Below are 25,333 nucleotides of genomic sequence, written 5' to 3' on the forward strand. Positions count from 1 at the left end.
ATGTTCGAAGGGCAGACCTGGTGGATCGTCGGCGCCAGCGAAGGGCTGGGCCGGGCCTTGGCCAAGGAGATGGACGGCGCGGGCGCCCGGCTGATCCTGTCCGCCCGCAATGCCGGGCGGCTGCAGCACCTTTGCGACGGCCTGTCGAATGCCCGGGCGCTGCCTATGGATGTGACGGACCCGGATGATGTGATCCGGGCCGCGGCGGATCTGGGGCCTGTGGACGGTGTGGTCTACTGCGCCGGGGCCTATGATCCGCTCAGCGCGCAGGACTGGCAGCCGGAGGCAGTCGAGACCATGTGCGCGGTCAATTTCACTGGCGCGTTGCGGGTACTGGGGCAGATCGTGCCGCAGTTTTGCCGCCGGGACAGTGGCCATATCGTGCTGATCGGCTCGCTGGCCGGGTTCACTGGCCTGCCGGGTGCCATCGGATATGGTGCCTCCAAGGCGGCGCTGATGCATCTGGGCGAAAACCTGCAGGCTGATCTGCGCGGCAGCAATGTGCGGGTGCAGGTGATCAACCCCGGCTTTATCCGCACCCGGCTGACGCAGAAGAACGAATTCAAGATGCCCCAGATCCTTGAGCCGGAAGACGCCGCCCGGCGCTGCCTGCGCGCCATGCAGGGGCGGCGCTTCAGCACCAGCTTTCCAGCGCCGTTTTCCTGGGTCTTCACCCTTGGCCGCCTGCTGCCGCGCCACCTGTTCCTGAAACTGATGTAGCGAGGGATTGATGCCCAACCACGCCCCCCCGAAACAGGTTGTGATCCTTGGCGCCAGTGGCGGCATCGGTGCGGCGCTGGTGCAGCATTACGCCGCCCAGCCCCATGTCGAAACCGTGCACGCCGTATCCCGTCAAGGGGACACACCCACCGCCGGGTCTGTGGTGCCCCATGCGGCCGATGTCACCGATGAGGCCAGCCTGATCGCGCTGGCTGACGCGCTGGAGGCCCCCGATCTGATCATCCTGGCCACTGGAATCCTGTCGGACGGAACCGCGCTGAGACCCGAAAAATCCCTGAAACAGCAAAGCCTGTCTGCCTTCGAACAGGTCTTCGCTGTCAATACCTTTGGTCCGGCCATGGCAGCGCGTCACCTGATCCCGCGTATGCCAAGGGACCGGCGCACCATCTTTGCGGCGCTGTCGGCGCGGGTCGGCTCGATCTCGGACAACGGGCTGGGCGGTTGGCACGCCTATCGCGCCTCCAAGGCGGCGCTGAACATGCTGCTGCGCAACTACGCCATCGAAATGGCGCGGCTCAATCCCGATTTCGTCTGCGCAGGCCTGCATCCCGGCACCGTAGACACTGAACTGTCCCGCCCCTTCAGCCGCGCGGTGCCCGAAGGCAAGCTGTTCACCCCCGCCTATGCTGCGGATTGTCTGGCCGGGGTGCTCGCGGGGCTGTCACCCGAGAACAGCGGCATGGTTTTTGACTGGGCCGGAAAACCCGTTCCGGCGTAAGATAAAAACCGACGAGCGGGCGGATCACCGCACCGTGAGCCACGCCATCATCCGGGCACGCGCCCCTTGCCCCGCTGCCCCGTGAGGTGTCACAGTGATGCGGGCATGATCCGGACAGCAATCGCCCGGCATGGGAGGGGCATACTTTGAAATCCGTTCGGCTACGCCTGTTGCTGCTGGCGCTGTTACCGCTCAGCGTGCTGATGCCGCTGATGCTTATTCTGGCGATGACCCGCTGGAATGCAGATTACGATGCCGTCCTGATTGCCAAGGTCGACAGCGACCTGCGCATCGCCGAGCAATATCTGGGCCACCTGCAGACCGGCACCGCCAACAGTATGCTGAACCTGGCGCAATCAACCGCCTTTCAGGCCGCTTTGAACGATGGCTCCGAGGCGGTGAACCGTCTTCTTGAAAGTCGCAGACAACAACTGCAGCTCGATTTCCTCGAATATCTGCCGCTTGCCGAACTGGAAGGGCCACAACAGAAATGGCCAGTGATCCGCACGGCCGCCACCGGGCAGCTGGCCTCGGAGATCGACATTTTCTCCTCTGATGATCTGTCCCTTCTCTCCCCTGCCCTGCAGGAACGCGCCAATATCACCCTGATCGAAACAGAAGCCGCCGCGCCGACCACCCGCAAGGTCGAGGATCGCGGCATGGTGGTGCACACCGCCGCCCCGGTGATCATGCCCGGCCATAACGGGGTGCTGCGCGGCGGGCTTCTGCTGAACCGCAACCTCGATTTCATCGATACGCTGAACGCGCTGGTCTATCTCAGCGACGAGGACGGCGGCAACCGGCAGGGCACAGCCACCCTGTTTCTTGAGGACACGCGGGTGTCGACCAATGTGCGCCTGTTCGAAGACGTGCGCGCCCTTGGCACAAGGGTCTCGGCGGTGGTGCGCCGCGTGGTTCTGGAGGAGGGCCGCACCTGGCTGAACCGCGCCTTTGTGGTCAACGACTGGTATATCTCGGGCTATCTGCCGCTGACCGACAGTTTCGGAGAACGGGTCGGGATGCTGTATGTCGGCTTCCTCGAAGCGCCCTATATGGCGGCCAAATCCGAGGCGTACTGGACCATTGTCGGCGCCTTCCTGATGGTTCTGGCCCTGTCAGCGCCGCTGTTCCTGTGGCTGGCCAAGGGCATCTTTTCACCGCTGGAGCGGATGACCGTGACCATGAAACGGGTGGAGCGTGGCGATCTGACCGCGCGCAACGGCGATGTGGGCAGCCGCGACGAGATCGGACAGGTGGCATCGCACCTTGATACCCTGCTGGACCAGTTGCAGGACCGCGATCAGAAGCTGCGCGAATGGGCCGGAGAGCTGAACGCCCGCGTCGATCAGCGCACCGCGGAACTGCGGGCCGCGAACCAGAAACTGGAAGACACCTACAAACAGCTGGTGATGAGCGAAAAGCTGGCCTCGATCGGGGAAATCACCGCCGGGGTCGCGCATGAAATCAACAACCCGGTCGCGGTGATCCAGGGCAATGTCGACGTGATGCGGATGACGCTGGGACCGGGTGCAGCGGAGGTGAAGACCGAGCTGGATCTCATCGACAATCAAGTCATGCGGATCGGCGCCATCGTCAGCAAGCTCTTGCAATTCGCCCGGCCTTCAGAATTCGGCACCTTCAAGGAAAGCGTCGATATCGCCAATGTGGTCACCGATTGCCTGGTGCTGGTGGATCACGTGCTCAGCAAGCATAACATCGTGGTCGATGGTCATTTCGATGTCGCCCCGGCGGTACGTATTGATCCCGGTGAGTTGCAGCAGGTGATCATCAATCTGGTGATCAATGCGGCGCAGGCGATGAAGGAAACCGGCACGCTGACCCTGACACTCAAGGCAGAAGAGCGCGATGGCACGCCGGGGGCTTGCCTGACAGTGGCCGATAGCGGCCCGGGCATCAGCGAGGATCACATTTCAGAGGTGTTCAACCCGTTTTACACCACTAAACCGGGCGAAGGCACCGGGCTGGGCCTGTCGATCAGCCAGACCCTGATCCAGCACGCAGGCGGGATCATCACGGTGCGAAACCGCGAGGAGGGCGGCGCCGCCTTTGCGATCTGGCTGCCGGAGCGCCGCGACTGAAACCGCGCTTCCGGCCAGTCCTTAAACCTCTTTACACCCCCCAGGAGGCGCATTTTCGGTCGATGGTCTTGCGCGATACGCCCAGGCGACGGGCGGCTTCGGCGCGGTTGCCATCGCAGGCGTCCAGCATGTGCATGATGTGGCGCTGGGTCACCAGATCCAGCGTTTCAATTGCTGCCGGGCCGGTGACCGATCCCTTGCCAGAGAATTCTTCCGGGAACTCCCCCAGAATGACCGAGCGTTCGATCAGGTTGCGCAGCTCACGCACGTTGCCGGGCCAGTCATAGCGGGAAAACTTCAGCAAGGTTTCCTCGTTCAGCTCGAGCGCGGGCATGCCAAGCGTCGCCGAGAATTGCTCCATGAACAGCGCTGCCAGTTCGATGATATCCTCGATCCGCTCGCGCAGCGGGGGCATCTCGATCTTCACCACATTGATGCGATGATACAGATCGGCGCGGAACCGGCCCTCGGCCACGGCCTCTTCGAGATCGGCATTGGTGGCAAAAAGGAACCGCAGGTTCAGCGGGATGTCCCTTTCGGCACCGACGGGGCGCACCCGCTGGTCCTCAAGCACCCGCAACAGCGCCGCCTGCACCTGATCGGGCATCTGCGCCACCTCATCAAGGAACAGCGTGCCGCCATCTGCGTGCAGGAACAACCCGTCTCGGCGCCGGTCCTGTTCGTCCAGAACGCCGAACAGCTCATGCGCGATCCGGTCCGGGGCGATGGCGGCGCAATTGACAGCTACAAACGGCTTCTGCGCCCGATCCGACAGCGAATGCATCGTGCGCGCTGCGATTTCCTTGCCAGTGCCGCTGGCGCCGGTGAACAACACCGGCGTTGGCAGTGGCGCCAGCCGGGTCAGCATCTCGCGCGCCTGGGTGATGGCCGCGGATTTGCCCAGCAGCCGCCCCCGCGCCGCAGACCCTTCGGCCGACAACTCGTGTTTCAGCAGGTAGTTTTCCCGGCGCAGGTATTTGCGGTCCAGCGCCCGCGCCACCGAATTGAGGATCTGATTGGCCCGGAACGGCTTCAGCACGAAATCGGCCACCCCGGCACGAAGCGCCATGATCGCGGTTTCCAGATCCGCATAGGCGGTGACCAGAATGGTATCGGCAAACAGCCCCACCCGACGCTGCTCCTGCACCCATTCAAGCCCGGTCTTGCCCGGCATGATATTGTCGAGGATCACCAGATCGAAATGCGACTGATCGAGGATTGCGGAGGCTTCCGCCGCCGATGCCGCCTGCTCGACCCGCTTGCAACGCGGGCTGAGGATCTTGGTCATGAAATTGCGCATACCCGGTTCGTCATCGATCACCAGGATCGAAGCACCGGCAAGGTTTTCGCCGTATTCATCGCGCGGGACGGCAGAGATGACGGGCTGGTTCAATCCAGGCGCACCGCTTGGCCTGCGAATTTCTCATCCGCGGCAAATCCTGCGCGATCCAGAGCCAGATCCGCTCCTACGGCGATCACGGCAATCGCCGCAAAGCCTGCAAACATCGCTTTCATCCTGTCACTTCTCCGGTTGCGTTGCGTGTTTCAGAAAACCCACCAGGTCCTTGCGGTCCTCGGCGGCGGTGATGCGCTGCATCGGCATTTTCGACCCCGGAATGTAGTGGTCCGGTCCCAGATCGAACAGCGCATCGATCGTGTCGTCGTTCCAGATGATATCAGATCCCTGCAGCACCGGCGAATACCGGTATCCCGGCAGCGTTCCGGCGCGGCGTCCGAACAGCCCGTGCAGGCTGGGTCCGGCCTTGCGGCTCTCCCCGCCGGTCAGCGCGTGGCAGATCGAACATTTGCGCATGAACTGCCGCTCGCCGTTGGGCATGCTGTCAGCCGGGCGCAGGAATGTACGATCTTGCCCCATCGCGGGGTCAAATTCATCCATCAGCGCCACCGGCCAGCCATAGACCACATCATCAAGTCCTCCGGCCCAAATGGTGTTGCCATCCGGCGAAAAGGCAAGGGCCCAGACCGGCCCCTGCCGCGTGGCACGGAAATCGCGGGCGATACGCCAGCCGTTCCCATCACTGCCAGTGTCGATCATCATGATGTAACCATGACCATCCCCCACCGCCAATTGGCCGGTGGAGGCGTGATAGGCCATCGCCAGGATCGGGCGACGGTCGAGGGTGAAATCGGCAATCGGGGCGCCGCTCTCCATGTCGATGATGCGGGTTGCCCCGTCCACCGCGCCATAGGCCAGCCAGCCCGCCCGAGTGTCGACAATCAGCCGGTTGACGCCAAATCCCTGCTGCACCAGCGGGCGCGGCGCAGAGCCCGGCTCTGCATCGAACCGCAACACCCCGCCATCCATGGTGGCGGCAAAGAGGCTGCCAGCGGGACCGAAGGCCACGTCATTCACGCCGCTGCCGAGCTTGAGGTTGCGCCCCGCGCCACCCGAAAGCGACCAGAGACCGACGCTGCCGTCCCAGCTCGCCGAGGCAACCGATTGCCCATCGGGTGAGATCGCCAGACCGCGCACCTTGCCCCTGTGCGTGCCCAACAGGCGCGCGCCACCATCCGGCTCCCACAGGCGGACGGTGAAATCATCGCTGCCTGTCACTAGGCGCCCTGCCCCGTCAAAGGCCACCGCCGTCACCGCCGCATCATGACCTTCGAGCCACAGCGGCTGCCGGTCCTGCCACAGGGCCGCGGAATTGTCGAAACTGACGCTGGCCACCTGCCCCGAAGGCGCCGTCGCCAGCCCCATCACGGGGCCGCCGTGGCCTTTGAGCGTGGTGAAGCCCTGCGCCGAAACCGCTCCGGCGCACAGACTTGCAACAAGGCTCAGGCTGGCAAGGAAACGCATGGTGCCGCAGGTCCCCAGAGGCTATTCCGCCGGTGTTGCGCCCTTGGCGCGTCCGGCATCCTTGGCCTTTTCTTCCTCCAGCACCTCGTCCAGCCAGATCGAATGGTGCTGATGGGCCCAGGCCTCATCCACCTCACCTGATCCCATGGCATCATAGGCGCCTTCCATCCCGACCGAGCCGATGTAGATATGCGCGATGATGATCGCCATCAGCACAAAGGCCATGATCGCGTGCCAGGCTTGGGCGAACTGCATTTCCTCTTGCGGAGACAACTGCTCCGGCAGGGTGCCAAGCCCGACCCACTGCGGCAGACCGATGTCGTTCAGCACCGCAAATGTCTTGGCAAAAAGCGGCAGCTCATAGGGGAACAGCAGCGACAGACCCGAGACCGAAATCGAGGCGCCGAACAGGATCACCGACCAGAAGATCACCTTTTGACCTGCGTTGAATTTCTTCGCGGGCGGGTGCTTGTTGCCGATGATGCCGCCGAACTGACGGATCCAGACCAGATCGGTGCGGTTGGGAATATTGTGCATCACCCACATCACGAAGACCAATACCAGCGCCACCATGAAGGCCCAGGCGACCGAGTTGTGCAGCCATTTGCCATAGATCAGCAGGAAGGAGTTCAGATCCTTGCCCAGATAAGGCGCGATGAAGGCGCGGCCAAACAGGGTCAGAAGGCCGGTGATCCCCAGCAGGATGAAGGATCCGGCCAATGTCCAATGCGCCATCCGTTCGATGAATTTGAATCGCGTGACGGTGCGGCCGGTCAGCTCTCCGTCGACGGGGATACGTCCGCGCAGCAGGTAGAACACCACCAGCGCCCCAAGGGTGCCCAGCAGCAGCCAGCCGCCGTAATGGCGCAGCGGCCCCTCGCGGAAAGAAAGCCAGGTCATGCCGCCATCCTGCATCAGGACGCTGGCGACCTCGCCCCCGGCAGAGACGGTAACCTCGGCCGAACCATAGCGCACCTGGCGCCAGACCTCAGGGTCGGAGACACCTCCAAGGGTGCCAAGTTGTTGGGAAATCCCTGCCGCCGCATCCGGGTCTCCGGTTGCGTCGCGGCGGAAGGAGTCATCCAGTTTCTCGCCGCGTTGCCGGGCGAGGATATCTTCAAGCGTCTGCGCACCACCTGTGGCGCTACGGTCCGCAGGCGCTGGTACAGCCGCCTCCTGGGCCTGCACCGCGCCAACCAGCAGCGTAAGTTGCAGAACAAATGCGAAAGCCATGCGCAGCATGTGCCACACTCCTTCGGGTTTGTCGTATGTATAACAGATAGGTCAGGATGGCCCGCGCACGGCAGGCCATCCCCAGCTTTACGCTGAAAAGACGGGTTTAGCCGCCCTTTTGCTCGTAAGCCGTGCCCCAGCCCCAAGCACCCGAGCCGAACCCACGCGCCACGACGCGTTCGCGGTAGACGGCAGACACCACGTCGCCGTCACCGGCGAGCAGCGCCTTGGTCGAGCACATTTCGGCGCAGATGGGCAGCTTGCCCTCGGCGATCCGGTTGCGACCGTATTTGGAGAACTCCGCGTTGGAGTGGTTCTCCTCCGGGCCACCGGCGCAGAAGGTGCATTTGTCCATCTTGCCACGGCTGCCAAAGTTGCCTGCCTGCGGATACTGCGGCGCGCCAAAGGGGCACGCGTAGAAGCAGTAGCCACAGCCGATGCAGAGGTCCTTGGAGTGCAGAACCACCCCTTCCTCGTTCTGGTAGAAGCAGTCCACCGGGCAAACGGCCATACAGGGCGCGTCCGAACAATGCATACAGGCGACCGAGATCGACCGTTCGCCGGGCTTGCCATCATTGATGGTCACAACGCGGCGGCGGTTGATCCCCCAGGGCACCTCATGCTCGTTCTTACAGGCGGTGACACAGGCGTTACATTCGATGCAGCGTTCGGCATCGCAGAGAAACTTCGCTCTTGCCATTACTCTATCTCCTTACGCTGGCATGATTTTGCAGAGAGTACACTTGGTCTCCTGCATCTGGGTCACACTGTCATACCCGTAGGTCTGAGCCGTGTTGGTGCTTTCGCCCAGCACATATGGATCAGCGCCGTCGGGATATTTGTGCCGCTGGTCCTCGCCCTGGAAATGACCGCCAAAGTGGAACGGCATGAAGGCAACGCCCTCGCCGACTCGTTCGGTGACCATGGCCATGACCTTGACCTTGCCGCCCTCGGGACCTTCGACCCAGCACTGTTCGCCATCCCGCACGCCAAGGTTATTGGCATCGCGCGGGTTGATTTCCACGAACATGTCCTGCTGAAGCTCGGCCAGCCAGGGGTTGGAGCGGGTCTCGTCGCCGCCACCCTCGTATTCGACCAGACGGCCGGATGTGAGGATGATCGGGAAGTCCTGCGAGACATCCTTCTTCTGGATCGAGGCATACATCGTCGGCAGACGATAGAATTTGCGATCCTCGTAGGTGGGATAATCCGCAACCAGATCCCGGCGGTTGGTATAGAGCGGTTCTCGGTGAACCGGCACCGGATCCGGGAAGGTCCACACGACGGCACGGGCCTTGGCGTTGCCGAAGGGCGCGCATTCGTGCTTGATCGCGACCCGCTGGATGCCGCCGGAAAGGTCGGTTTTCCAGTTGGTCTTGGGACCCGCCACAGCATCGATCGCGGCGCGTTCCTCGTCGGTCAGGTCGCTGTCCCAGCCGAGATCCATCAGCATCTGCATGGTGAATTCAGGATAGCCGTCCTGGATTTCAGAGCCCACGGAATAGACGCCTTCGGCCAGCAGGTTGTCACCGTCCCGCTCCACGCCGAAACGGGCGCGGAAGGTGAGACCACCTTCGGAGACCGGTTTGGACATGTCATAAAGGTTCGGCGTGCCCGGGTGGTTCATCTCGGGCGTTCCCCAGCAGGGCCAGGGCAGACCGTAGTAGTCGCCATCGGCCGGGCCACCCACCGCGCGCAGCGTGGTGCGGTCAAAGGTGTGCTGGTTGGCCATGTGCTTCTTCAGCCGTTCCGGGCTTTGACCGGTATAGCCGATGGTCCACAGACCCTTGTTGAACTCGCGGGTGATGCTCTCGATGTTCGGCGTTTCCGCGTCTTCCATCTCGATATTGCGGAACAGACGGTCGGCCCAGCCGAACTTGTTGGCGAATTTCGCCATGATCACGTGATCGGGCAGGCTTTCGAACAGCGGATCGACCACCTTGTCGCGCCACTGGAACGAGCGGTTCGACGCGGTGACAGAGCCACGGGTTTCGAACTGGGTACAGGCCGGCAGCAGGTAGACACCGTCTTCGCGGTCATGCAGCACGGCGGAAACGGTGGGATACGGGTCGACAACGACCAGCATGTCCAGCTTTTCCATCGCCGTCTTCATTTCCGTCATCCGGGTCTGCGAGTTGGGCGCGTGGCCCCACAGAACCATGGCCCGAACGTTGTTCGGCTGATCCATGTTTTCCTTGTCTTCAAGGATACCATCGATCCAGCGGCTGACCGGAATACCCGTCAGGTTCTGCAGGCTCTTGTCCTTGCCGTCCGCGCCTTTCAGCGTGTCGAACTGGCCTGCCAGCCATTCGGGATCCTCTTCCCAGACCCGCGCCCAATGCGCCCAGGCGCCTTTGGACAGGCCATAGTAGCCCGGCAGCGTGTGCGACAGAACGCCAAGGTCGGTTGCACCCTGCACGTTGTCATGGCCGCGGAAGATATTGGTGCCGCCACCCGATGCACCCATGTTGCCCAGCGCCAGCTGAAGCACGCAGTATGCGCGGGTGTTGTTGTTACCGGTGGTGTGCTGGGTGCCGCCCATACACCAGATCACGGTGCCGGGACGGTTGTTGGCCATGGTGCGCGCAACCCGGCGCAGCTGACTGCCGGGCGTGCCGGTGACGCGCTCGACCTCTTCGGGGGTCCACTTGGCCACTTCTTCGCGGATCTGGTCCATGCCCCAGACACGGGTGCGGATGAACTCTTTGTCTTCCCAGCCGTTCTCGAAGATGTGCCACAGGATGCCCCAAACCAGCGCCACATCGGTGCCGGGACGGAAGCGCACATATTCGTCGGCATGGGCCGCGGTGCGGGTGAAACGCGGATCGCAGACGATCAGCGGCGCGTTGTTTTGCTCCTTGGCCTTCAGCACGTGCAACAGCGAGACGGGGTGCGCCTCGGCCGGGTTGCCGCCGATGATGAAGATCGCCTTGGAGTTATGGATATCGTTGTAGCTGTTGGTCATGGCGCCGTAGCCCCATGTGTTCGCAACACCCGCAACGGTGGTGGAGTGACAGATCCGTGCCTGGTGATCCACGTTGTTCGTGCCCCAATAGGCGGCGAACTTGCGGAACAGGTAGGCCTGTTCGTTGTTATGCTTGGCCGAGCCGAGCCAGTAGACGCTGTCAGGTCCGCTTTCCTCGCGGATCTGCATCATGCCGTCGCCGATCTCGTTGATCGCCTGATCCCAGCTGATGCGCTTCCACTCGCCGTTCTCTTTCTTCATCGGGTACTTGAGACGGCGCTCGCCATGGGCGTGCTCGCGCACCGATGCACCTTTGGCGCAATGGGCGCCGAGGTTGAACGGGCTGTCCCAGCCGGGTTCCTGCCCGACCCAGACACCGTTCTGGACCTCTGCCACGACGGTACAGCCGACCGAACAGTGGGTGCAGACGGATTTTACGGTTTCAACAGCGCCCGCCGCAGCGGTGGCCGCATTGGCCTGGGTCACCGACCCGCCGGTGGCGCTGATGGCAGCCAGGCCGCCGATGGCCAGGCCGGAGCCGCGCAGAAAGGCGCGGCGGTCGACGGATGTTTCCGCGACGTTGGACAGGATACTGGTCCGCTGGGGGCGTCTCGCAACCCCGTTGGTCTTTTTCCTAAGCATTTAGAACCTCCCTTGCTTGCTTCCTCCTCAGAAAGCGCGCTGGGTTAACGAAAAACCTCTGGCGGTCGGGCGTCACGCAACCAGTTGCCGTCGGTCATGGGATGCATGCGGCGCGTTAGAACCGGACGCTTTCGTAATAGGCGCGGGTATGCGCGGTATCCTGCATCGTCTCCTTTGCAAGATCGGGTGCGGCGGCCTCGGCCTCGCCCCCGGTCGTCGCAACCGCCACCGCTGCCAACGGCGCCGTGGTTGCGGCGATCTTCAGAAAGTCGCGGCGGCTCGATGCTGCCTCTGCTTTCTTGGTCATGTGAGTCTCTCCTCCTTGGTGATCGCTCACGGTTGTGGGGCGGACCTTGCCGCCCCGGCTCATGCGGATTTCTCCGCGCTCATCCGGAACCCTTCGGCCTCGATCTCCATGAACACCCGGCCGACAGCGCCGACCGAGGCATAGAGAACCGAGTTCTTTGCCTTCTCGAGATCCGAAAAGAAGTGACCGGCCCAGGGGCCGATATGGGTGTTGAAGAAGGTCTTCTGATCGGCCAGCGAAGCAGGTTCGCCAAAGCGGCCCGCGATCAGCGCCCCCATCATTTCCATCAGCGAGGCGATATTGTCTTCGGGCTCATAGACGTTCTGCGCCCGGGTCATGCCCCGCGCCGCCATGTCCCGGCGCAGCTGGGCCAGCGGTTTTTCATTCAGGAACCCGGTCAGGTAATAACTGGCATAGGGCAGCAGCTCACCCCGGCCGAGGCCGATGAACAGCTTGTTGAACTCACGCTCTACCGCGGGCGGTTTCGACAGTTTGGCGATCTTGGCCAGCGCGTTGATCGCCACGCCCAGATCGGTGTCATCCCCCTGCAAACCAGCGGTCTGCCCCAGCAGGAACTCATCCGGCGGCGACGCCAGGATGAGACCCAGGAAATTATACAGATCCGCGCGCAGGCGGTCCTCTTCGCTTACCAACGGCGCTGCGGCATCAGCGGTGGCTGTCATGTCTTGCTCCTTGTTCATGCCGTGCCCCGGATCTCGTCCTGCGCCCCATCAAAGGAAAAGCGCATCCGGCGCGGCATCATCTCCACAGGGCCAGTATCACCGGCATCCCCGTTCAGGTCAGCCTCTGTCTGCGGCTCTTGCCGGGTGGCGTTCCAGTCGTCGGCGGTCTGTGCAGGCCCGGCAGCGACGACCTCAGAGGTCTCCGCAGCGATGTCTGTGCCCTGCTCTTCGCTTTCTGCGCCCTCTTCGGGTGCGCCTTCGGCGGGTGCAGCGGCGACTGCCGCTTCGGCCTCGGCCTTTTCTGCTGCCTGGCGGGCCAGCTCCTCGACGTGTTTGGTCATGCCCTTGCCCACCTGATAGGCGGTCTGCATGCCCTCAACGACCATGGCGCTGTCGGTGAAATCCTCACCGTAATCGACCAGCCCGTCGATATTGGCCAGCACCGGGTTCAGACGCCACAGGCGGCGCAGGGCGCGGGTGCGAATGCGGGCCGGAACCACGTCACGCAGGAAGACCTTGAAATCGTCGCCTTCCTCCAGCGTGTCGGGATCGGGCAATTCCAGCTCAGCCAGGATCTCGGCGTCGCTCTTTTCCTCCAGCGCCGCGTCGCGTTCTGCTGCCTCAACAGCAGCCTCGGCGCGGGCTTCGGCTGCGGCTTCGGCCTCTACGGCGGCCTTGCGGCGGGACCAGAAATCGCGGCTCATTGCAGGCGCCCCTTCTTGACCAGGGCGGGCGAGCGGTACACGTCGGTCAGCTGCGCGATGCGCGGATCGCCAATACCATCCTCGGCCTCCCCCACGGTGCGCTTGTCACGGCGGCGTTTCTTGAATTCCTCTTCCTTGAAATGCGCCAGCGCGAATTCCCGCACCCAGGCCACAAGACCAGAGGGCATCGGCACCTTCTCCACCAGTTCCTCGCCACTGTCGGCATAGTCCTGCGCCTCGTAAGGAGAGGCGGTGACCAGCGTCATTTCCAGCGGGCGGTCGGCATCATCGCTTTCGCGCATCACAACGTAGACACAGGGCGGTTCGGCGGTCAGCCCGTGCATATAGGCTTCGGCATCGGCGCGGTGCAGCTCCAGCGGCAGTGTCGCGGCGTGGAACTCGCTGGCGCCGTCTTCCTCGCGCAGTAATTGCCAATCTGCGGACCGGGCTGCGGGCAAGACGCCTGCCACCTTCCAAGACCATCGTGCCCAGCGGGTCACCCCCGGGGTCCGGCGAAGTACGATGCCAAGCGGCATCACGTCGGTCTTGTCCAAACTACGGCTCACTGGTTGCGCACCCTACATCTCCCTGCGTCGGACAAGTGTGCCGCAAGGTCACGCCTTCGTGAAAGCCTGCTCTGCACCCGATCTGCAAATTTCCCGCAACCCGGACAAATTGGGGCAGACGCAGGGGGGCAGAGTTCCGCCTTGGTCGAATTGTCTATGTCGACAAAAATAATCGGAATACCGCTGCACACAAAACCACGCGAATCACCCCGGTATTTTGCGCCCCATCCGGGGCCTGCTGCGGGGTGCAAACCGGTTTACGTGGCTTCAGAATCATGCCTAATCTGTGGCCCGGATGGCGGTTATCCGCCCGTCACGCCAGCCCTGATGCAAGCGAGGAAAGAATGGCCAAGCAGTTGATTCTATGCGATTGTTCTGGATCTCAGGAGATCGATTCGGAGCGACTTTCCAACGTCACGGGATTGTCATGTTCAAAGATGCATTCGGCCCTTTGCACCAGCCAGACCGACAGCGCTGCCGCTGCAATCGGTGCCGGAGACGCGGTCATTTGCTGCACTCAGGAACAGCGCCTTTTCGAGGAGATCGCGGGCGAGATCGGTGCCCCCTCTCCGGCCTTTCTTGACCTCAGGGACAGGGCCGGATGGACCGCCGATGAGGGCGATTTGCTACCCAAAATGTCCGCCCTCGTGGCCGAGGCGGCGCTAGATACCTCGGCGGCCAAGACCGTCGATGTGGTGTCCGAGGGCCTGTGCCTGATCGTCGGTTCGGGCGATGTGGCGCTGGCCGCCGCCAAACGATTGCATGACAGTCTGGCCGTGACGGTGCTGCTGACCGGTGATGACGAACCGCCGTTGAGCCGCGACTTCGACGTGGTGCGGGGACAGCTGCGGCAGGCCTCTGGCGCGCTTGGCCAGTTTCAGGTCACCATCGACGCCTTGCAGCAGCTCGACACCACCGGCCGCAGCTGGAGCTGGACAGCCCCCCGCGACGGCGGCCGCTCGGAATGCGATATCATTCTGGACCTGACCGGCGGCACGCCGCTGTTTCCCTCCCATGAAAAACGCGAAGGATATCTGCGTGCCGATCCCAAGGGCGTGCAGGCGGTGGCCGATGCAGTGCTGGAGGCCAGCCAACTGGTCGGCACCTTCGAAAAACCGCTCTACGTGCGCAGCGAACCGCTGCTCTGCGCCCATTCACGTGCCAGCCAGACCGGCTGCACCAATTGTCTTGATGTCTGCCCTACCGGCGCCATCAGCCCCAATGGCGATCACGTCAGCATCGACCCGATGATCTGCGCCGGCTGCGGCGCCTGTGCCTCGCTTTGTCCCTCTGGCTCGATCACCTATGACGCGCCGCCCACCGATACGCTGATGCGCCGCATTCAGGTGCTGGCAAAGGCCTATCTCGATGCCGGGGGCAACGCCCCGCGCCTCTTGGTGGTGAACGAACACGGCGCCGAGATGATCAGCCTTGCGGCCCGGTTCGGACGCGGGCTGCCTGCCGATGTGCTGCCGCTGGAGCTGGAAGCGATGAATACCTTTGGTCATGCCGAAATCCTCGCGGCACTGGCCGCCGGATTTGCCCATGTGTCGCTGCTGATATCGCCCAAGGTGGACCGCGCAGTGCAGGAGCGTGAGCTGACCCTGGCCCAGGCCATCGCGGGCGACAAGGCCACGCTGCTGGACCTGAACGACCCTGACGCGCTGAGCGATGCGCTGTTTGGCGCCGAAGTGCCCGCGCCGATAAATGAGCCGTTGCGCCCCATGGGCACCCGCCGCCAGATCACCCGGCAGGCCGCCCGCGCGCTGGCGTCTGAGGCCGACATGCTGCCCCTGCCGGATGATGCGCCCTATGGCGCGGTGCTGGTCGATACCGACAGCTGCACCCTGTGCCTGTCCTGCGTCTCCCTTTGCCCCTCCGGCGCGCTGGGGGACAATCCGGATCTGCCGCAGCTGCGGTTCCAAGAGGACGCCTGCCTGCAATGCGGCCTCTGCGCCAATGTCTGCCCTGAACAGGCGATCAGCTATGAACCGCGCCTGAACCTCCAGCCCGAAGCCCTAAGCCAGGTGGTGGTGCACGAAGAGGAACCTTTTGCCTGCGTCGAGTGCGGCACGCTGTTCGGGGTGAAATCCACCATCGAACGGATCACCGAAAAACTGGCCGGAAAACACGCGATGTTCGCCACCTCGGATGCGGCACGGATGATCCAGATGTGCGACGATTGCCGGGTCAACGCGCAGTTCCATCAGGAAAACAATCCCTTCGAAGGCAAGGAGCGCCCGCGCGTACGCACCACGGCCGATTACCTCAGCAAGCGCCGCGATCACTGATGTTGCAAGGGGGCTCCCAGATCTGCCGGGGTGAGGCTGGACACATAGGCCAGGATCGCCTCCAGCTCGTCCAGAGTCATGGCCACGGGCACGATAGGCGACGGGCGGTCCGCGGGGAAGGGCTCGGTCACATCGGCGACCTGGGTAAAGGAGGGGTGCGGGTTCAGCGCATAAAAGGCCTGGAACCTGTAATCCCAGTCCGGCAGCGCCCGCAGCACGAAAAAGGACGGCGTCGATCCGATATCGGTCATGCGCATGTCCTCGGCCACCGCGTGGCAACGCCCGCATTTGCTGCGCGACAGGTTCTGTCCTTTCATCGCGTCGCCTTCGAAGACGATTTCTTCCTCCACCTCGGCGGTGATCTGCGGCAGGGTGAACATCTGCACCCCATCCGGCGCATAGGCGGTGATCGTGCGCGCGCCCACGTCCGAGCCGAGCCAGTCGACAAACCGCGCCGTGCCCGGATGGGCGCCATCCAGCACCTGCATGTGCCAGAGCGCGGCCGCATCCTGAAACACCGGCGTTCCCTTGGGCACGTCGGAAAACGCGGCCTCGGCAGCTGCGCCGGGCGTGACGAGTTCGATACGCACCTGCGTTTTCAGGGAAAACCGCGGCAGCAGATGTTTCAGAAATCCGGTTTCGACCAGCGCCTGCGGCACCGCCAGCCGGACCAACCGATCCTCGGCCTGAACGGGACTGCCGACCGTCAGCAGCCAGAGCACAAGCACCGGGATCAACGCAGCCCGGCCCGCCGCCGCAGTCCTGATCCAGTGCAGCAATGCAGGCACTCCTGCAAAACTGAGCGCTGCACGCACCCCGGTAAAATTGAGCGCTGCACGCTCTGGCCGGATCGGATAGAGAAAAGACAAACGGACCATTCGAAATGCTAGGGATCAACCTACATTTCAGTCAAGTGTTCCGTACACAGACGCAAACGAACCCACCAAAGGAGTAGACCGGCGTGTCCCTCACCCGTGAAACTGTCCTCGAGGCACTGAAGACCATCACCGACCCCGTCAGCGGCAGCGACATCGTCGCCGCCGGCATCGTGCGGGCTCTGAATATCGAAGACGGCGCCGTGCGTTTCGTGCTGGAAGTCGATCCGGCCCGCGCCGAGGCCTACGCCCCCGTGCGCGACGCGGCAGAGGCCAAGGTCACCGCCCTTGCCGGGGTCGAGAAGGTCTCGGCCCTGCTGACCGCCCATTCCACCAAGGCGCCGCCGCCGGATCTGAAACCGAAGAAAGCCGCCCAGCCCCAGGGACCGCAGAAGATCCCCGGCGTGGATCGCATCATCGCGGTCGCTTCGGGCAAGGGCGGCGTTGGCAAATCCACCGTCTCGGCGAACCTCGCCTGCGCGCTGGCTGCCGAAGGCCGCCGTGTCGGTCTGCTGGATGCGGATGTCTATGGCCCCTCGCAGCCGCGCATGCTGGGCGTGTCGGGCCGTCCCGCCAGCCCCGATGGCAAGACCATCCTGCCGATGCGCAACCACGGCGTCACCATGATGTCCATCGGCCTGATGACGAACGAGGATCAGGCCGTGGTCTGGCGCGGTCCGATGCTGATGGGCGCGCTGCAGCAGATGATGATGCAGGTGCAATGGGGCGCGCTGGATGTGCTGATCGTGGACCTGCCGCCGGGCACTGGTGATGTGCAGATGACCCTGGCGCAGAAGGCCCATGTGGATGGCGCCATCGTGGTCTCCACCCCGCAGGACGTTGCCCTGATCGACGCGCGCAAGGGCATCGACATGTTCAAACAGCTACACGTGCCGATCGTCGGGCTGATCGAAAACATGTCCACCCATATCTGCTCCAACTGCGGCCATGAGGAACATATTTTTGGCCATGGGGGCGTCGCCGCCGAAGCCAAGAAGCTGAACGTGCCGCTTTTGGCCGAAATCCCGCTGCATCTGGACGTGCGCCTTGCCGCGGATGGCGGCGCGCCGGTGGTGGTCAGCAAACCCGACAGCCCGCAGGCCAAGGCATTCCAGGAGGTGGCACTCGGTCTTATCCAACGGGGCGCCGCATGAGCGAGGCCGCCCCTGCCCTGTCCTTTCCACCGCTGATGTCCGGCGAGGCGGTGACCGGCCCTGAGGACCCGTTCGAGACCGCCTGCAAACGGGCGGTCCTGGGCTGTGATGCCGGTCTGGTGGTCTATAATCTGGCGCATGACACCCTGCGTGCAGCACTGGTCTTTGCCCCCGAGGTACCTCTTTCGCACGCGATGGCGATGCTGCCCACCTGCGGCGTCGGTTTTCAGAACGCGCTTGGCGCGCTGGCCCCGCCCGAGGTCGCGGTGCATCTGGACTGGGGCGGCGCGATCCGCATCAACGGTGCCCGCTGCGGTCGCTTGCGCGCCGCCTCCAGCACCAGCGATCCGGCGGAAGAGCCCGACTGGCTGGTGATCGGGCTGGAGCTGCCGCTCTGGCCCAAAGACGAGGACGGCGGCGCCGCGCCCGAGGACACCGCGCTTTATGCCGAAGGCTGCGCCGATGTGGAGGCGCCTGCGCTCGTCGAAAGCTGGGCCCGCCACTGCCTGCACTGGATCACCCGCTGGGAAGAGGACGGCTCCAAACCGCTGCACGAAGAATGGCGCGGCCTCGCCCATGGTATCGGCGAAGAGACCCAGCAGAATGACCTCAGCGGCACCTTCCTTGGCATTGACGAGGATTTCGGCATGCTGCTGCGCGACGGCGACACCACCCATCTCATACCCCTGACAACGCTTCTGGAGACCCCGTGATGCAACTGGCCCGCGCCATCCATTTCGACGAGAGCGATCAAAACGTCTTTGCCAGCCCGGCCCGCACCGGCGAATGGTGCATCTCGGGCGGTTTCGAATTTTCCAACTGGGGCGAGGCGGATCTGACCGGCAAGCAGCGCCAGGCCTTCTCCAATGGCTGGATGGGGCTGGAAACCGGCGGGCGGGTGACCTTCGTCGCGGTGACCAAGATCGAAGAGGCCGAGTTGGAAACCCTGACCGACCTTCTGGCGCATCATTTTGTCAGCTACTACGGCGCGCCAGATGTGGCCGCCGCCCGCCCCGTGGCGGCCGAGGAGATCGCCCACATGGCCGACCTCTGCGCCGATCATGACCCGAACACCCTCCTGACGGTGATGCGCGAGCTGACCGATGCGGGCGTGCGCGAAAGCTACCGGATGATCGAGGCGCAATCGGCGGGCCTGGAACAATTCGCCATCCACGGCGATATCGAGGGCTGAGGCGAAGCACTCCCGCCCGTCGCCGGATCATGTGCATGATCCGCTCCCATTGGGCCGGGCGCCGCTGACGCGGCGCGGGTGAACGCGTGTACCTACGTGATCGCAACCCAGAGCACATGGCACGCCATGTAAATGACGATTAGGGACCCGACGGTGTAAAATGTCGCTCGGATTTCATGGGATTGCTTCGTCGTGTAGGCCCAGAAGTGCGCCAGCCGCGCCGCAACAAAACCATACATCAGGACATGCGCCAGCCAGACAGAAGGGCCGATTGCCACAAACAGAAGGCCTGCCGCCCAGAAGGCCGGTATGTTTTCCAGGTCATTCCGGTGCATCCGACGGGATCGGTCAACGTATTCATTGACGTCCAGTTGCGACGGATCGGGAGCTGTATTGAGGAGCCCTTTTTGAAGGTCTTCGGGACTCGCCCAGCCCGCCCTGACTTTCATCATTCGGTGAACTGTCATCCAACCCTGGGCCATAACCTTGAGCACCAGGAGCGCAGCGGCAATCACATAGGTGACGAAGACCGGATTTTCCAAAGTGAGTGCGGTCATCTTTCGGCTCCCCGTGTGGCGCCTTTGGTTGGCAAAGGTTCTCACCCTTCCTTACCATTGGTAAACAATGTATCTTACCATTGGTAAGCAGTCAAGGATCGTGTCGATGCCGCACAAGAATACAAGTGATCAGATTTTGGAAACCGCTCGCGACCTGTTGGCATCCGAAGGTCTGGCGGCGGTATCGTTTGATGCGATAGCCCGTCGTCTGGGGTGCACGAAGCAAGCGGTGCTCTACTGGTATCCAAGCAAGCATGACCTGCTCGCCGCGATGTTTCTTCCGTGGCTTGAGGCTGAAGCGGAGACCGCAATTCAGTCGGTGTCCGGGACCACGAAGCGCGATGAGGCCGTCGATGCATTTGTCAGAGCCATCGCCGGATTTCATTTTGAGGACCTCGACCGATTTCGGATGATGTACCTGTTGCCGCAGACCATCAAGCAAAGCGTCAAAGCCTCTCACGATGCTGCGCTGCTAGACAGGATTCACCCTGTGACCGACAGGATGTATGGCGCCCTTGCGGATAGGCTGGACGGCGATGCGAAGGGTGTGCGTCGGGAAGCCCTGGCAATACACTCGGCGGTCCTGGGATTGCTGCTCATGTTCGGGCTTGCCGACAGTGTGAGAGACCCTTTGAAACACAACGCATCCGAGATGGTCAGCGCGTTGATCGCGTCTCTTCGAGCCACATGAAGAACGGTGCCGTATGCATCGTGATCTACGCCGTGCTCAAACCCGCCCAACACACTTTGCAAACGCCTACAACGCCACCCTAATAGCCCCGGCGCCGCGCAAGCGGCGCCCGGCCCAACCGGGCCGGCCCTTCTCACAGAAGGGCCAGACACGGGCGGGACCACCCCTGCCCATCTGAAATCAGGCGTATTTCTCAAGGAACTCTTCGGCCCGCAGTGCGCGGAAATCGGGCAAAGCGGCCCTCAGGGTGGTATTGTCCCAGTCCCACCAGGCAAGATCCATCATCGCTTCGGCCACTGGTTCAGGGTAGCGACGGCGGATCAGGCGGGCAGTGTTACCGCCGACGATGGTGTAGGGCGCAACATCCTTGGTTACGACCGAACCTGACGCCACAACTGCGCCGTGGCCGATGGTGACCTCGGGCTTGATCATCGCGCCGTGGCCGATCCAGGTGTCATGGCCGATATGGGCCATGCGGCTGGCGCGATGGGCGAACCAGTCCTCATCGACCCCGGCATCATCCCAGTAATCGGCTGAGCGATAGAGGAAGTGATGCAATGACGCCTTCTCCATCGGGTGATCCGTCGCCCCGATGCGGGTGAAGCTGGCGATATTGGCGAACTTCCCCACCTCCGCATTGGCGATATCGCAGGTGCGGTCACAATAGCTGTAATCGCCAAAGCGGCTGTTCGCGATACGGCTGCCTGCGCCGATCTCTACATAGGCGCCAAAGGCACTGCCGGTGATCTGGCAATCGGGATGGATGAAGGGCTGATCTGCCTGAAGGCGGGCCATGGTCTGTTTTCCTGTTCCGGTCTCTTGCATGCTCAGGGCAGCACGAAGGGCATGTTCTTCTTCTCGCCCTTCTTCGCCTTGCCCTGGCGCGGCTTGCCGGGATCGCCCTGGATCAGGCGGCGGCGCAGCATGCCCGAGAACCAGTCCATCAGCATCACCATCACGATGATCAGCACGATGTAATAGGCCACCTCTTCCCAGTCCTTCTGGGTGATGATCGCCTGGGTCAGCAACAGACCGATACCGCCGCCGGTGATGGCGCCGATGATCGTGGCGCTGCGAGTGTTGGATTCAAGAAAGTAGAGCAGCTGCGACAGCAGAACCGGGGTCACCTGCGGGATTACCCCGAACCGATAGCGCTGCACCGGTTTGGCACCGGTCGAGGCCACGCCTTCGATCTGCTTTTCATCGACATTCTCCAGCGCCTCCGAAAAGATCTTGCCGAAGGTGCCGGTATCGGTCACCAGGATCGCCAGCGCACCGGTCAGCGGACCGGGTCCGAATGCGCGCGCCAGCACAACCGTCCAGATCAGGCTGTCCACCCCACGCACGAAATCGAACAGGCGGCGCGTGGCAAAGCGCAGGGTGCGGATCGGCATAAAGTTGCGGGTCGCAAGGAAGGCCAGCGGCAACGCCACGATGCCCGCACCGATGGTGCCGAGGAAGGCCATAAGCAGCGTTTCCCCAATGGCCCAGGCCACATCCTGATGGCGCCACATCTTGTTGGTCCAGAAATCGTTGAAGATCGCGCCTGCCTCACCCGAGGCCGCCCGCCCCAACAGCGCAGAGGCGCTCATCCCGTGATAGGGGCTGTCGAGGGTGAAGAAGAACAGCTCCCAGCCGGTGAAATAGCGGAACACTTCAGAGCGGTTGCGGGTCACTGTCAGGCGGCCTGCGTCGGTCTTGATCGCCAGACGGTTCTTCGAGGAGCTGATCCAGTCCGGTACATCGCCCGCGGGAAACTCGGCCTGCACCCCGGCGCTTCGGCTGGGGGTGGCGCGCACGGTGCCGTAGCCGGGAATGTCATATTCCACAGTTTCAGGTCCAAAGCGCACGGTATGGCCGTTTTCCAGATCGATCACCGTGGTTTCGCCAAGGCTCACCCAATCCGGCGCCTCGCCTTCGGGGTAGCTGCCCTTGCGCTCGCCTTCGATGGCGACCGAGACGGAGGCATCGCGGTTGTCGCGCGTCACATGGGTCTTGTAGCTGTAGCTGTCGCTGACAAGAGTGCGGGCGTTTTCAAGGCTGGCACGCTCCCACAGGCCCGGCACGTCAAAGGCGAAAAAGACGTAGGCCATATAGACCAGCACCACCAGCGGCACCGCAAAGGCCATCAGCTTCTTGGTGCGGAACAGCCCCGCCATCTCCTGCTTCAGCGCGGCGGCGTCACGGCGCGCGCCTGCACCCGGGTTCACATCCAGAGTCGTCATTGTTTGGCTCCATTGATCAGCCGGTCACGCAGCTTGCCAGAGATCTGATCGACCACGACGATGGTGACGAACAGGAGGATAAAGATGGCTGCGGCCTCGTCGTAGCGGCCCTTGCCCCAGGACATGGCGTTCTTCAACTCGTAGCCGATGCCACCCGCGCCGACGAAGCCAAGGATCGCCGAGGCGCGAATGTTGATTTCAAACCGCAGCAGCGCATAGCTGACATAGTTCGGCCCCACCTGCGGGATGACGCCAAGCCACATGCGCTGTGCCCAGGTGGCCCCGACCGAGGACAGGCCTTCGACCGGCTTCAAAGAGGCGTTTTCGTTCACCTCGGAAAACAGCTTGCCCAATGCACCCGCCGTATGGATGGCAATGGCGATCATGGCAGGCACCGGGCCACCGCCCAAAAGGAAGATCAGCACCAGCGCGATGACGATTTCCGGGATCGCCCGGCAGATATCCATCACCCGGCGAAAGACCGGGATCAGCGATGGCCAGAGCGCCATGCCCCGCGTCGCCAAGAGCGACAGAAGCGTGCCGAAGATGGCACCGATCAGGGTCGAGGCCGCCGCGATATTCAGCGTCTCCACCAGCGCCGGGAAGAAATGCACGACCTGGCCGGGCAGCTCTGTCACCTTCTCGGCAGCTTCGCTCAGCACCTCGGCCGGGTAGTCGAAAATACGGGTAAACCCATCAGCAAAGGACCCGGCATTGCGGTCATCTGCGGTGCGGAACCCGGCCACCATCATGGCAACAAAGACGATCAGGAGGATCGTCCCGTAAAGACGCTTGCGCCGGGTGAGGTCGACATATTCGGCGCGGATGGCCTCGGTCGAGGAGGCACCGGAAGGCGGGGCCGCTGTCAGATCTGCCATGGGGTTTCCTGGGGATATATTGGTGTTCGGATGGGCCTCTGATCGCAGGGACGCCCCTGCAAGGGCGCGCGTCAGAGGAATACGGGGCCCGGCACAAAGACCGGACCCCGCCGCGTTGGTCCTAAAATCAGTTGGACTTCAATTTGCGTGCTTCGATGATCACTTCGTAGGCGTCGTGGGTGATCGGCATGAAGCCTTTGGCTTCACCCGCGGCCACACCGTAGAAGCAATCTGCATCCATGGATTTGAGGCTTGCCATCAGCCCGGTCATCTTGACCTTGACGTTTTCGGGCAGGTCCTTGCGCAGAACAACGGGGCCTTCCGGGATCGGCTTGGACTGCCAGATTTTGACCAGGTCGTTCATGTCGACGAGACCGGCATCAACCGCCTTGCGCAGGGCGCCGGAGTTGTAGCCGTCTTCCCAGTTGCCCAGGCCGTCGGCCCAGGTCACACCGGCGTCGATATCGCCGTTGTTGACCGCAACGATGGTCTGCTCGTGACCGCCGGTGAACTTCACTTCACCAAAGTAGTCGCCCGAGGTCATGCTGGCGCCGGTTGCCTGCGGGATCTCGATCGAGGGGATCAGGAAGCCGGAGGTGGAGTTGGGATCGCCAAAGCCGAAGATCTTGCCTTTGACGTCTTCCAGCGCGGTGATGCCGCTGTCCTTGCGGGCAAAACCAACCGAGTAGTAGCCATAGCCACCGTCGTTGTTCACTTTCACCAGGATCGGCTCAACCGCTTCGGGGTCGGACAGGAAGGTCTTGGCATAGCCAGAGGCGCCCAGCCAGGCCATGTCGATGGTGCCGCCCAGCAGACCCTGGATCACGCCGTTATAATCAGCGGGGGCGAACAGCTTGGTTTCGACGCCCAGCAGATCTTCGGTCTTGGCGCGCAGGCACTCGTTGTTGTTCATGCGGTCCTGGGCGTTTTCACCGCCAAGGATGCCGATACGGAATTCCTGAATGTCCTCGGCCATGACCGGTGTGGTCAGGGCAGTTGTCATCAGGGCGGCAGCAATCAGTTTTTTCATCTCTAGGTCACTCCGGTTTGGTTTGGGCCCAAAGCCTCGTGCTTTGGGATGATGAAAGAGGGTGAAGATCAGAGCGCGGCGGCCTCGGCCTCTCGGATGGGCCTTTCGGTACGCGTCAGCGTTTCGATCTCGGTGGATGTCGCGGCTTCTGAGAAATCGGCGCCGGCGCCGTAGATCTCGCGGGCAACGCCGGTGGTCAGCTGCTCGGGCAGCCCGTCAAAGACGATGCGCCCGTCGCGCATCCCCACCACCCGGTCGCAATAGCGGCGCGCGGTATCCAGCGTATGCAGGTTGGCGATGACAGTGCGCCCGTCTTCTTCGTGGATGCGGCGCAGCGCCTCCATCACGGTCTGGGCATTCATCGGATCGAGTGAGGCAATGGGTTCATCCGCCAGGATGATCTTCGGGTCCTGCATCAGGGCGCGGGCGATGGCGACGCGCTGCTGCTGCCCGCCCGACAAGGCCTCGGCCCGCTTGGCCGCGTGTTCGGCAATGCCCAGACGGTCCAGAATATCGATCGCCCGGTGGATGTCTTCCATCGGATAAAGGTTGAACATGGTCGCCAGCGCCGAGCGGCGGTTGAGCGTGCCATGCAGCACGTTCGACACCACATCCATGCGCGGCACCAGGTTGAACTGCTGAAAGATCATCGCGCAGTCCGACTGCCAGGCGCGCTTCTCACGCCCTTTCAGCCGGGTCACATCGCGCCCTTCGAACAGGATCTGCCCTTCACTGGCATCGCCCAGACGGTTGATCATGCGCAGCAGGGTCGATTTTCCCGCACCGGAGCGGCCGATAATGCCGATCATGCAGGGCTTGTCGATGTCGAGAGTCGCGGTATCCACCGCGGTCTTGTCGCCAAAGCGTTTGGTGAGTTTTTCTATGCGCAGCACAATCGGCCCCCGTTCGTTTCCGGGACTGCCTAACGGTGCTCCTCAAATCATTTGTGTAATCGCGGTGA

The 25,333-nt window shown here is 62.9% G+C and carries 25 protein-coding genes; 8 read left to right on the top strand and 17 right to left on the bottom strand.

All coding sequences use genetic code 11. From position 1 onward, the window contains the following. The 3 genes from SM764_RS01175 to SM764_RS01185 all read left to right on the top strand — a co-directional run bounded on the left by SM764_RS01175 (position 1) and on the right by SM764_RS01185 (position 3,558). Entirely contained in the window at positions 1-720 is a 720-nt protein-coding gene (locus tag SM764_RS01175) for an SDR family NAD(P)-dependent oxidoreductase (RefSeq protein WP_369000812.1), read from the top strand. A 10-nt stretch (positions 721-730) separates the two neighbouring features. Further along, complete coding sequence (locus SM764_RS01180; RefSeq protein ID WP_369000813.1) at positions 731-1,459, top strand: SDR family NAD(P)-dependent oxidoreductase; 729 nt, start codon at positions 731-733, stop codon at positions 1,457-1,459. A gap of 146 nt (positions 1,460-1,605) precedes the next feature. Further along, positions 1,606-3,558, top strand: coding sequence for a sensor histidine kinase (locus tag SM764_RS01185; RefSeq protein ID WP_065272597.1), 1,953 nt, complete (start codon positions 1,606-1,608; stop codon positions 3,556-3,558). Positions 3,559-3,589: 31 nt separating this feature from the next. Here the strand turns inward: SM764_RS01185 and SM764_RS01190 are convergent, their stop codons facing one another. The 10 genes from SM764_RS01190 to SM764_RS01235 all read right to left on the bottom strand — a co-directional run bounded on the left by SM764_RS01190 (position 3,590) and on the right by SM764_RS01235 (position 13,449). Then, positions 3,590-4,951, bottom strand: coding sequence for a sigma-54-dependent transcriptional regulator (locus SM764_RS01190; protein ID WP_274827663.1), 1,362 nt, complete (start codon positions 4,949-4,951; stop codon positions 3,590-3,592). Then, entirely contained in the window at positions 4,948-5,073 is a 126-nt protein-coding gene (locus SM764_RS01195) for a hypothetical protein (protein ID WP_257784210.1), read from the bottom strand. Before SM764_RS01195 ends, SM764_RS01190 begins: the two co-directional genes overlap by 4 nt. Positions 5,074-5,077: 4 nt before the next feature. Continuing rightward, on the bottom strand, positions 5,078-6,379 hold the full coding sequence (locus tag SM764_RS01200) for a c-type cytochrome (protein ID WP_369000814.1): 1,302 nt from the start codon (positions 6,377-6,379) through the stop codon (positions 5,078-5,080). Between the two features lie 21 nt (positions 6,380-6,400). Beyond that, positions 6,401-7,621, bottom strand: coding sequence for a formate dehydrogenase subunit gamma (locus SM764_RS01205; RefSeq protein ID WP_369000815.1), 1,221 nt, complete (start codon positions 7,619-7,621; stop codon positions 6,401-6,403). Between the two features lie 97 nt (positions 7,622-7,718). Continuing rightward, positions 7,719-8,312, bottom strand: a complete 594-nt coding sequence (gene fdh3B / locus SM764_RS01210; RefSeq protein ID WP_065272593.1) for a formate dehydrogenase FDH3 subunit beta — start codon at positions 8,310-8,312, stop codon at positions 7,719-7,721. 12 nt (positions 8,313-8,324) lie between these two features. After that, positions 8,325-11,219, bottom strand: a complete 2,895-nt coding sequence (locus SM764_RS01215) for a formate dehydrogenase subunit alpha (protein ID WP_065272592.1) — start codon at positions 11,217-11,219, stop codon at positions 8,325-8,327. 115 nt (positions 11,220-11,334) lie between these two features. After that, positions 11,335-11,526 (bottom strand): twin-arginine translocation pathway signal protein, encoded by a 192-nt coding sequence (locus tag SM764_RS01220; RefSeq protein WP_065273715.1) that lies wholly within the window; start codon positions 11,524-11,526, stop codon positions 11,335-11,337. 59 nt (positions 11,527-11,585) lie between these two features. Next, the gene (locus tag SM764_RS01225; protein WP_065272591.1) at positions 11,586-12,227 is read right to left on the bottom strand and encodes a TorD/DmsD family molecular chaperone; all 642 of its coding nucleotides are present in this window, start codon (positions 12,225-12,227) and stop codon (positions 11,586-11,588) included. Continuing rightward, the gene (locus SM764_RS01230) at positions 12,224-12,913 is read right to left on the bottom strand and encodes a DUF3306 domain-containing protein (protein ID WP_369000816.1); all 690 of its coding nucleotides are present in this window, start codon (positions 12,911-12,913) and stop codon (positions 12,224-12,226) included. The genes SM764_RS01225 and SM764_RS01230 overlap by 4 nt, the downstream gene beginning before the upstream one ends. After that, the gene (locus SM764_RS01235) at positions 12,910-13,449 is read right to left on the bottom strand and encodes a DUF3305 domain-containing protein (RefSeq protein WP_065273714.1); all 540 of its coding nucleotides are present in this window, start codon (positions 13,447-13,449) and stop codon (positions 12,910-12,912) included. The genes SM764_RS01230 and SM764_RS01235 overlap by 4 nt, the downstream gene beginning before the upstream one ends. A 374-nt stretch (positions 13,450-13,823) precedes the next feature. On the opposite strand from SM764_RS01235, the gene SM764_RS01240 reads away from it, so the two are divergent. Continuing rightward, a complete protein-coding gene (locus SM764_RS01240; protein WP_369000817.1) occupies positions 13,824-15,770 on the top strand; it encodes a 4Fe-4S binding protein in 1,947 nt (648 codons plus the stop codon). On the opposite strand, the gene SM764_RS01245 is transcribed toward SM764_RS01240, so the two are convergent. Then, on the bottom strand, positions 15,764-16,648 hold the full coding sequence (locus tag SM764_RS01245; RefSeq protein ID WP_274834572.1) for a hypothetical protein: 885 nt from the start codon (positions 16,646-16,648) through the stop codon (positions 15,764-15,766). The two genes, SM764_RS01240 and SM764_RS01245, sit on opposite strands and share 7 nt — an antisense overlap. An 83-nt stretch (positions 16,649-16,731) precedes the next feature. Between SM764_RS01245 and apbC the strand changes: the two genes are divergently transcribed. The 3 genes from apbC to SM764_RS01260 are packed head-to-tail and all read left to right on the top strand — an operon-like array spanning position 16,732 to position 18,991. Continuing rightward, entirely contained in the window at positions 16,732-17,799 is a 1,068-nt protein-coding gene (gene apbC, locus SM764_RS01250; protein WP_065272588.1) for an iron-sulfur cluster carrier protein ApbC, read from the top strand. Then, positions 17,796-18,512: a biotin/lipoate--protein ligase family protein gene (locus tag SM764_RS01255; RefSeq protein ID WP_368947244.1), complete on the top strand. Its 717-nt coding sequence runs from the start codon at positions 17,796-17,798 to the stop codon at positions 18,510-18,512. Before apbC ends, SM764_RS01255 begins: the two co-directional genes overlap by 4 nt. After that, complete coding sequence (locus SM764_RS01260; protein ID WP_274827653.1) at positions 18,512-18,991, top strand: DUF6505 family protein; 480 nt, start codon at positions 18,512-18,514, stop codon at positions 18,989-18,991. Before SM764_RS01255 ends, SM764_RS01260 begins: the two co-directional genes overlap by 1 nt. Before the next feature lie 92 nt (positions 18,992-19,083). On the opposite strand, the gene SM764_RS01265 is transcribed toward SM764_RS01260, so the two are convergent. Continuing rightward, positions 19,084-19,548, bottom strand: coding sequence for an MAPEG family protein (locus tag SM764_RS01265; protein WP_274827652.1), 465 nt, complete (start codon positions 19,546-19,548; stop codon positions 19,084-19,086). Positions 19,549-19,654: 106 nt separating this feature from the next. On the opposite strand from SM764_RS01265, the gene SM764_RS01270 reads away from it, so the two are divergent. Then, positions 19,655-20,239, top strand: coding sequence for a TetR/AcrR family transcriptional regulator (locus SM764_RS01270; RefSeq protein WP_369000818.1), 585 nt, complete (start codon positions 19,655-19,657; stop codon positions 20,237-20,239). Between the two features lie 180 nt (positions 20,240-20,419). On the opposite strand, the gene SM764_RS01275 is transcribed toward SM764_RS01270, so the two are convergent. The 5 genes from SM764_RS01275 to phnC all read right to left on the bottom strand — a co-directional run bounded on the left by SM764_RS01275 (position 20,420) and on the right by phnC (position 25,265). Beyond that, positions 20,420-21,034, bottom strand: a complete 615-nt coding sequence (locus tag SM764_RS01275; RefSeq protein WP_369000819.1) for an LbetaH domain-containing protein — start codon at positions 21,032-21,034, stop codon at positions 20,420-20,422. Positions 21,035-21,066: 32 nt separating this feature from the next. Beyond that, positions 21,067-22,464: a phosphonate ABC transporter, permease protein PhnE gene (phnE, locus tag SM764_RS01280; RefSeq protein WP_369000820.1), complete on the bottom strand. Its 1,398-nt coding sequence runs from the start codon at positions 22,462-22,464 to the stop codon at positions 21,067-21,069. Further along, positions 22,461-23,342 (bottom strand): phosphonate ABC transporter, permease protein PhnE, encoded by an 882-nt coding sequence (gene phnE, locus SM764_RS01285; RefSeq protein ID WP_274827648.1) that lies wholly within the window; start codon positions 23,340-23,342, stop codon positions 22,461-22,463. The genes phnE (SM764_RS01280) and phnE (SM764_RS01285) overlap by 4 nt, the downstream gene beginning before the upstream one ends. A gap of 127 nt (positions 23,343-23,469) precedes the next feature. Next, positions 23,470-24,372, bottom strand: a complete 903-nt coding sequence (gene phnD / locus SM764_RS01290) for a phosphonate ABC transporter substrate-binding protein (protein ID WP_368998708.1) — start codon at positions 24,370-24,372, stop codon at positions 23,470-23,472. Between the two features lie 68 nt (positions 24,373-24,440). Continuing rightward, on the bottom strand, positions 24,441-25,265 hold the full coding sequence (gene phnC, locus SM764_RS01295) for a phosphonate ABC transporter ATP-binding protein (protein ID WP_369000821.1): 825 nt from the start codon (positions 25,263-25,265) through the stop codon (positions 24,441-24,443). Positions 25,266-25,333: the final 68 nt, after the last annotated feature.

This window comes from Pseudophaeobacter sp. 1A16562, from assembly GCF_041008785.1.
Lineage (GTDB): Bacteria > Pseudomonadota > Alphaproteobacteria > Rhodobacterales > Rhodobacteraceae > Phycobacter > Phycobacter gallaeciensis_A.

Coding starts and splice junctions, on each gene's coding strand:
- SM764_RS01175 (WP_369000812.1), top strand. CDS start 1: ATGTTCGAAGGGCAGACCTGGTGGATCGTCGGCGCCAGCGAAGGGCTG.
- SM764_RS01180 (WP_369000813.1), top strand. CDS start 731: ATGCCCAACCACGCCCCCCCGAAACAGGTTGTGATCCTTGGCGCCAGT.
- SM764_RS01195 (WP_257784210.1), bottom strand. CDS start 5,073: ATGAAAGCGATGTTTGCAGGCTTTGCGGCGATTGCCGTGATCGCCGTA.
- SM764_RS01200 (WP_369000814.1), bottom strand. CDS start 6,379: ATGCGTTTCCTTGCCAGCCTGAGCCTTGTTGCAAGTCTGTGCGCCGGA.
- SM764_RS01205 (WP_369000815.1), bottom strand. CDS start 7,621: ATGCTGCGCATGGCTTTCGCATTTGTTCTGCAACTTACGCTGCTGGTT.
- fdh3B (WP_065272593.1), bottom strand. CDS start 8,312: ATGGCAAGAGCGAAGTTTCTCTGCGATGCCGAACGCTGCATCGAATGT.
- SM764_RS01215 (WP_065272592.1), bottom strand. CDS start 11,219: ATGCTTAGGAAAAAGACCAACGGGGTTGCGAGACGCCCCCAGCGGACC.
- SM764_RS01220 (WP_065273715.1), bottom strand. CDS start 11,526: ATGACCAAGAAAGCAGAGGCAGCATCGAGCCGCCGCGACTTTCTGAAG.
- SM764_RS01225 (WP_065272591.1), bottom strand. CDS start 12,227: ATGAACAAGGAGCAAGACATGACAGCCACCGCTGATGCCGCAGCGCCG.
- SM764_RS01230 (WP_369000816.1), bottom strand. CDS start 12,913: ATGAGCCGCGATTTCTGGTCCCGCCGCAAGGCCGCCGTAGAGGCCGAA.
- SM764_RS01235 (WP_065273714.1), bottom strand. CDS start 13,449: ATGCCGCTTGGCATCGTACTTCGCCGGACCCCGGGGGTGACCCGCTGG.
- SM764_RS01240 (WP_369000817.1), top strand. CDS start 13,824: ATGGCCAAGCAGTTGATTCTATGCGATTGTTCTGGATCTCAGGAGATC.
- SM764_RS01245 (WP_274834572.1), bottom strand. CDS start 16,648: ATGGTCCGTTTGTCTTTTCTCTATCCGATCCGGCCAGAGCGTGCAGCG.
- SM764_RS01255 (WP_368947244.1), top strand. CDS start 17,796: ATGAGCGAGGCCGCCCCTGCCCTGTCCTTTCCACCGCTGATGTCCGGC.
- SM764_RS01260 (WP_274827653.1), top strand. CDS start 18,512: ATGCAACTGGCCCGCGCCATCCATTTCGACGAGAGCGATCAAAACGTC.
- SM764_RS01265 (WP_274827652.1), bottom strand. CDS start 19,548: ATGACCGCACTCACTTTGGAAAATCCGGTCTTCGTCACCTATGTGATT.
- SM764_RS01270 (WP_369000818.1), top strand. CDS start 19,655: ATGCCGCACAAGAATACAAGTGATCAGATTTTGGAAACCGCTCGCGAC.
- SM764_RS01275 (WP_369000819.1), bottom strand. CDS start 21,034: ATGGCCCGCCTTCAGGCAGATCAGCCCTTCATCCATCCCGATTGCCAG.
- phnE (WP_369000820.1), bottom strand. CDS start 22,464: ATGACGACTCTGGATGTGAACCCGGGTGCAGGCGCGCGCCGTGACGCC.
- phnE (WP_274827648.1), bottom strand. CDS start 23,342: ATGGCAGATCTGACAGCGGCCCCGCCTTCCGGTGCCTCCTCGACCGAG.
- phnD (WP_368998708.1), bottom strand. CDS start 24,372: ATGAAAAAACTGATTGCTGCCGCCCTGATGACAACTGCCCTGACCACA.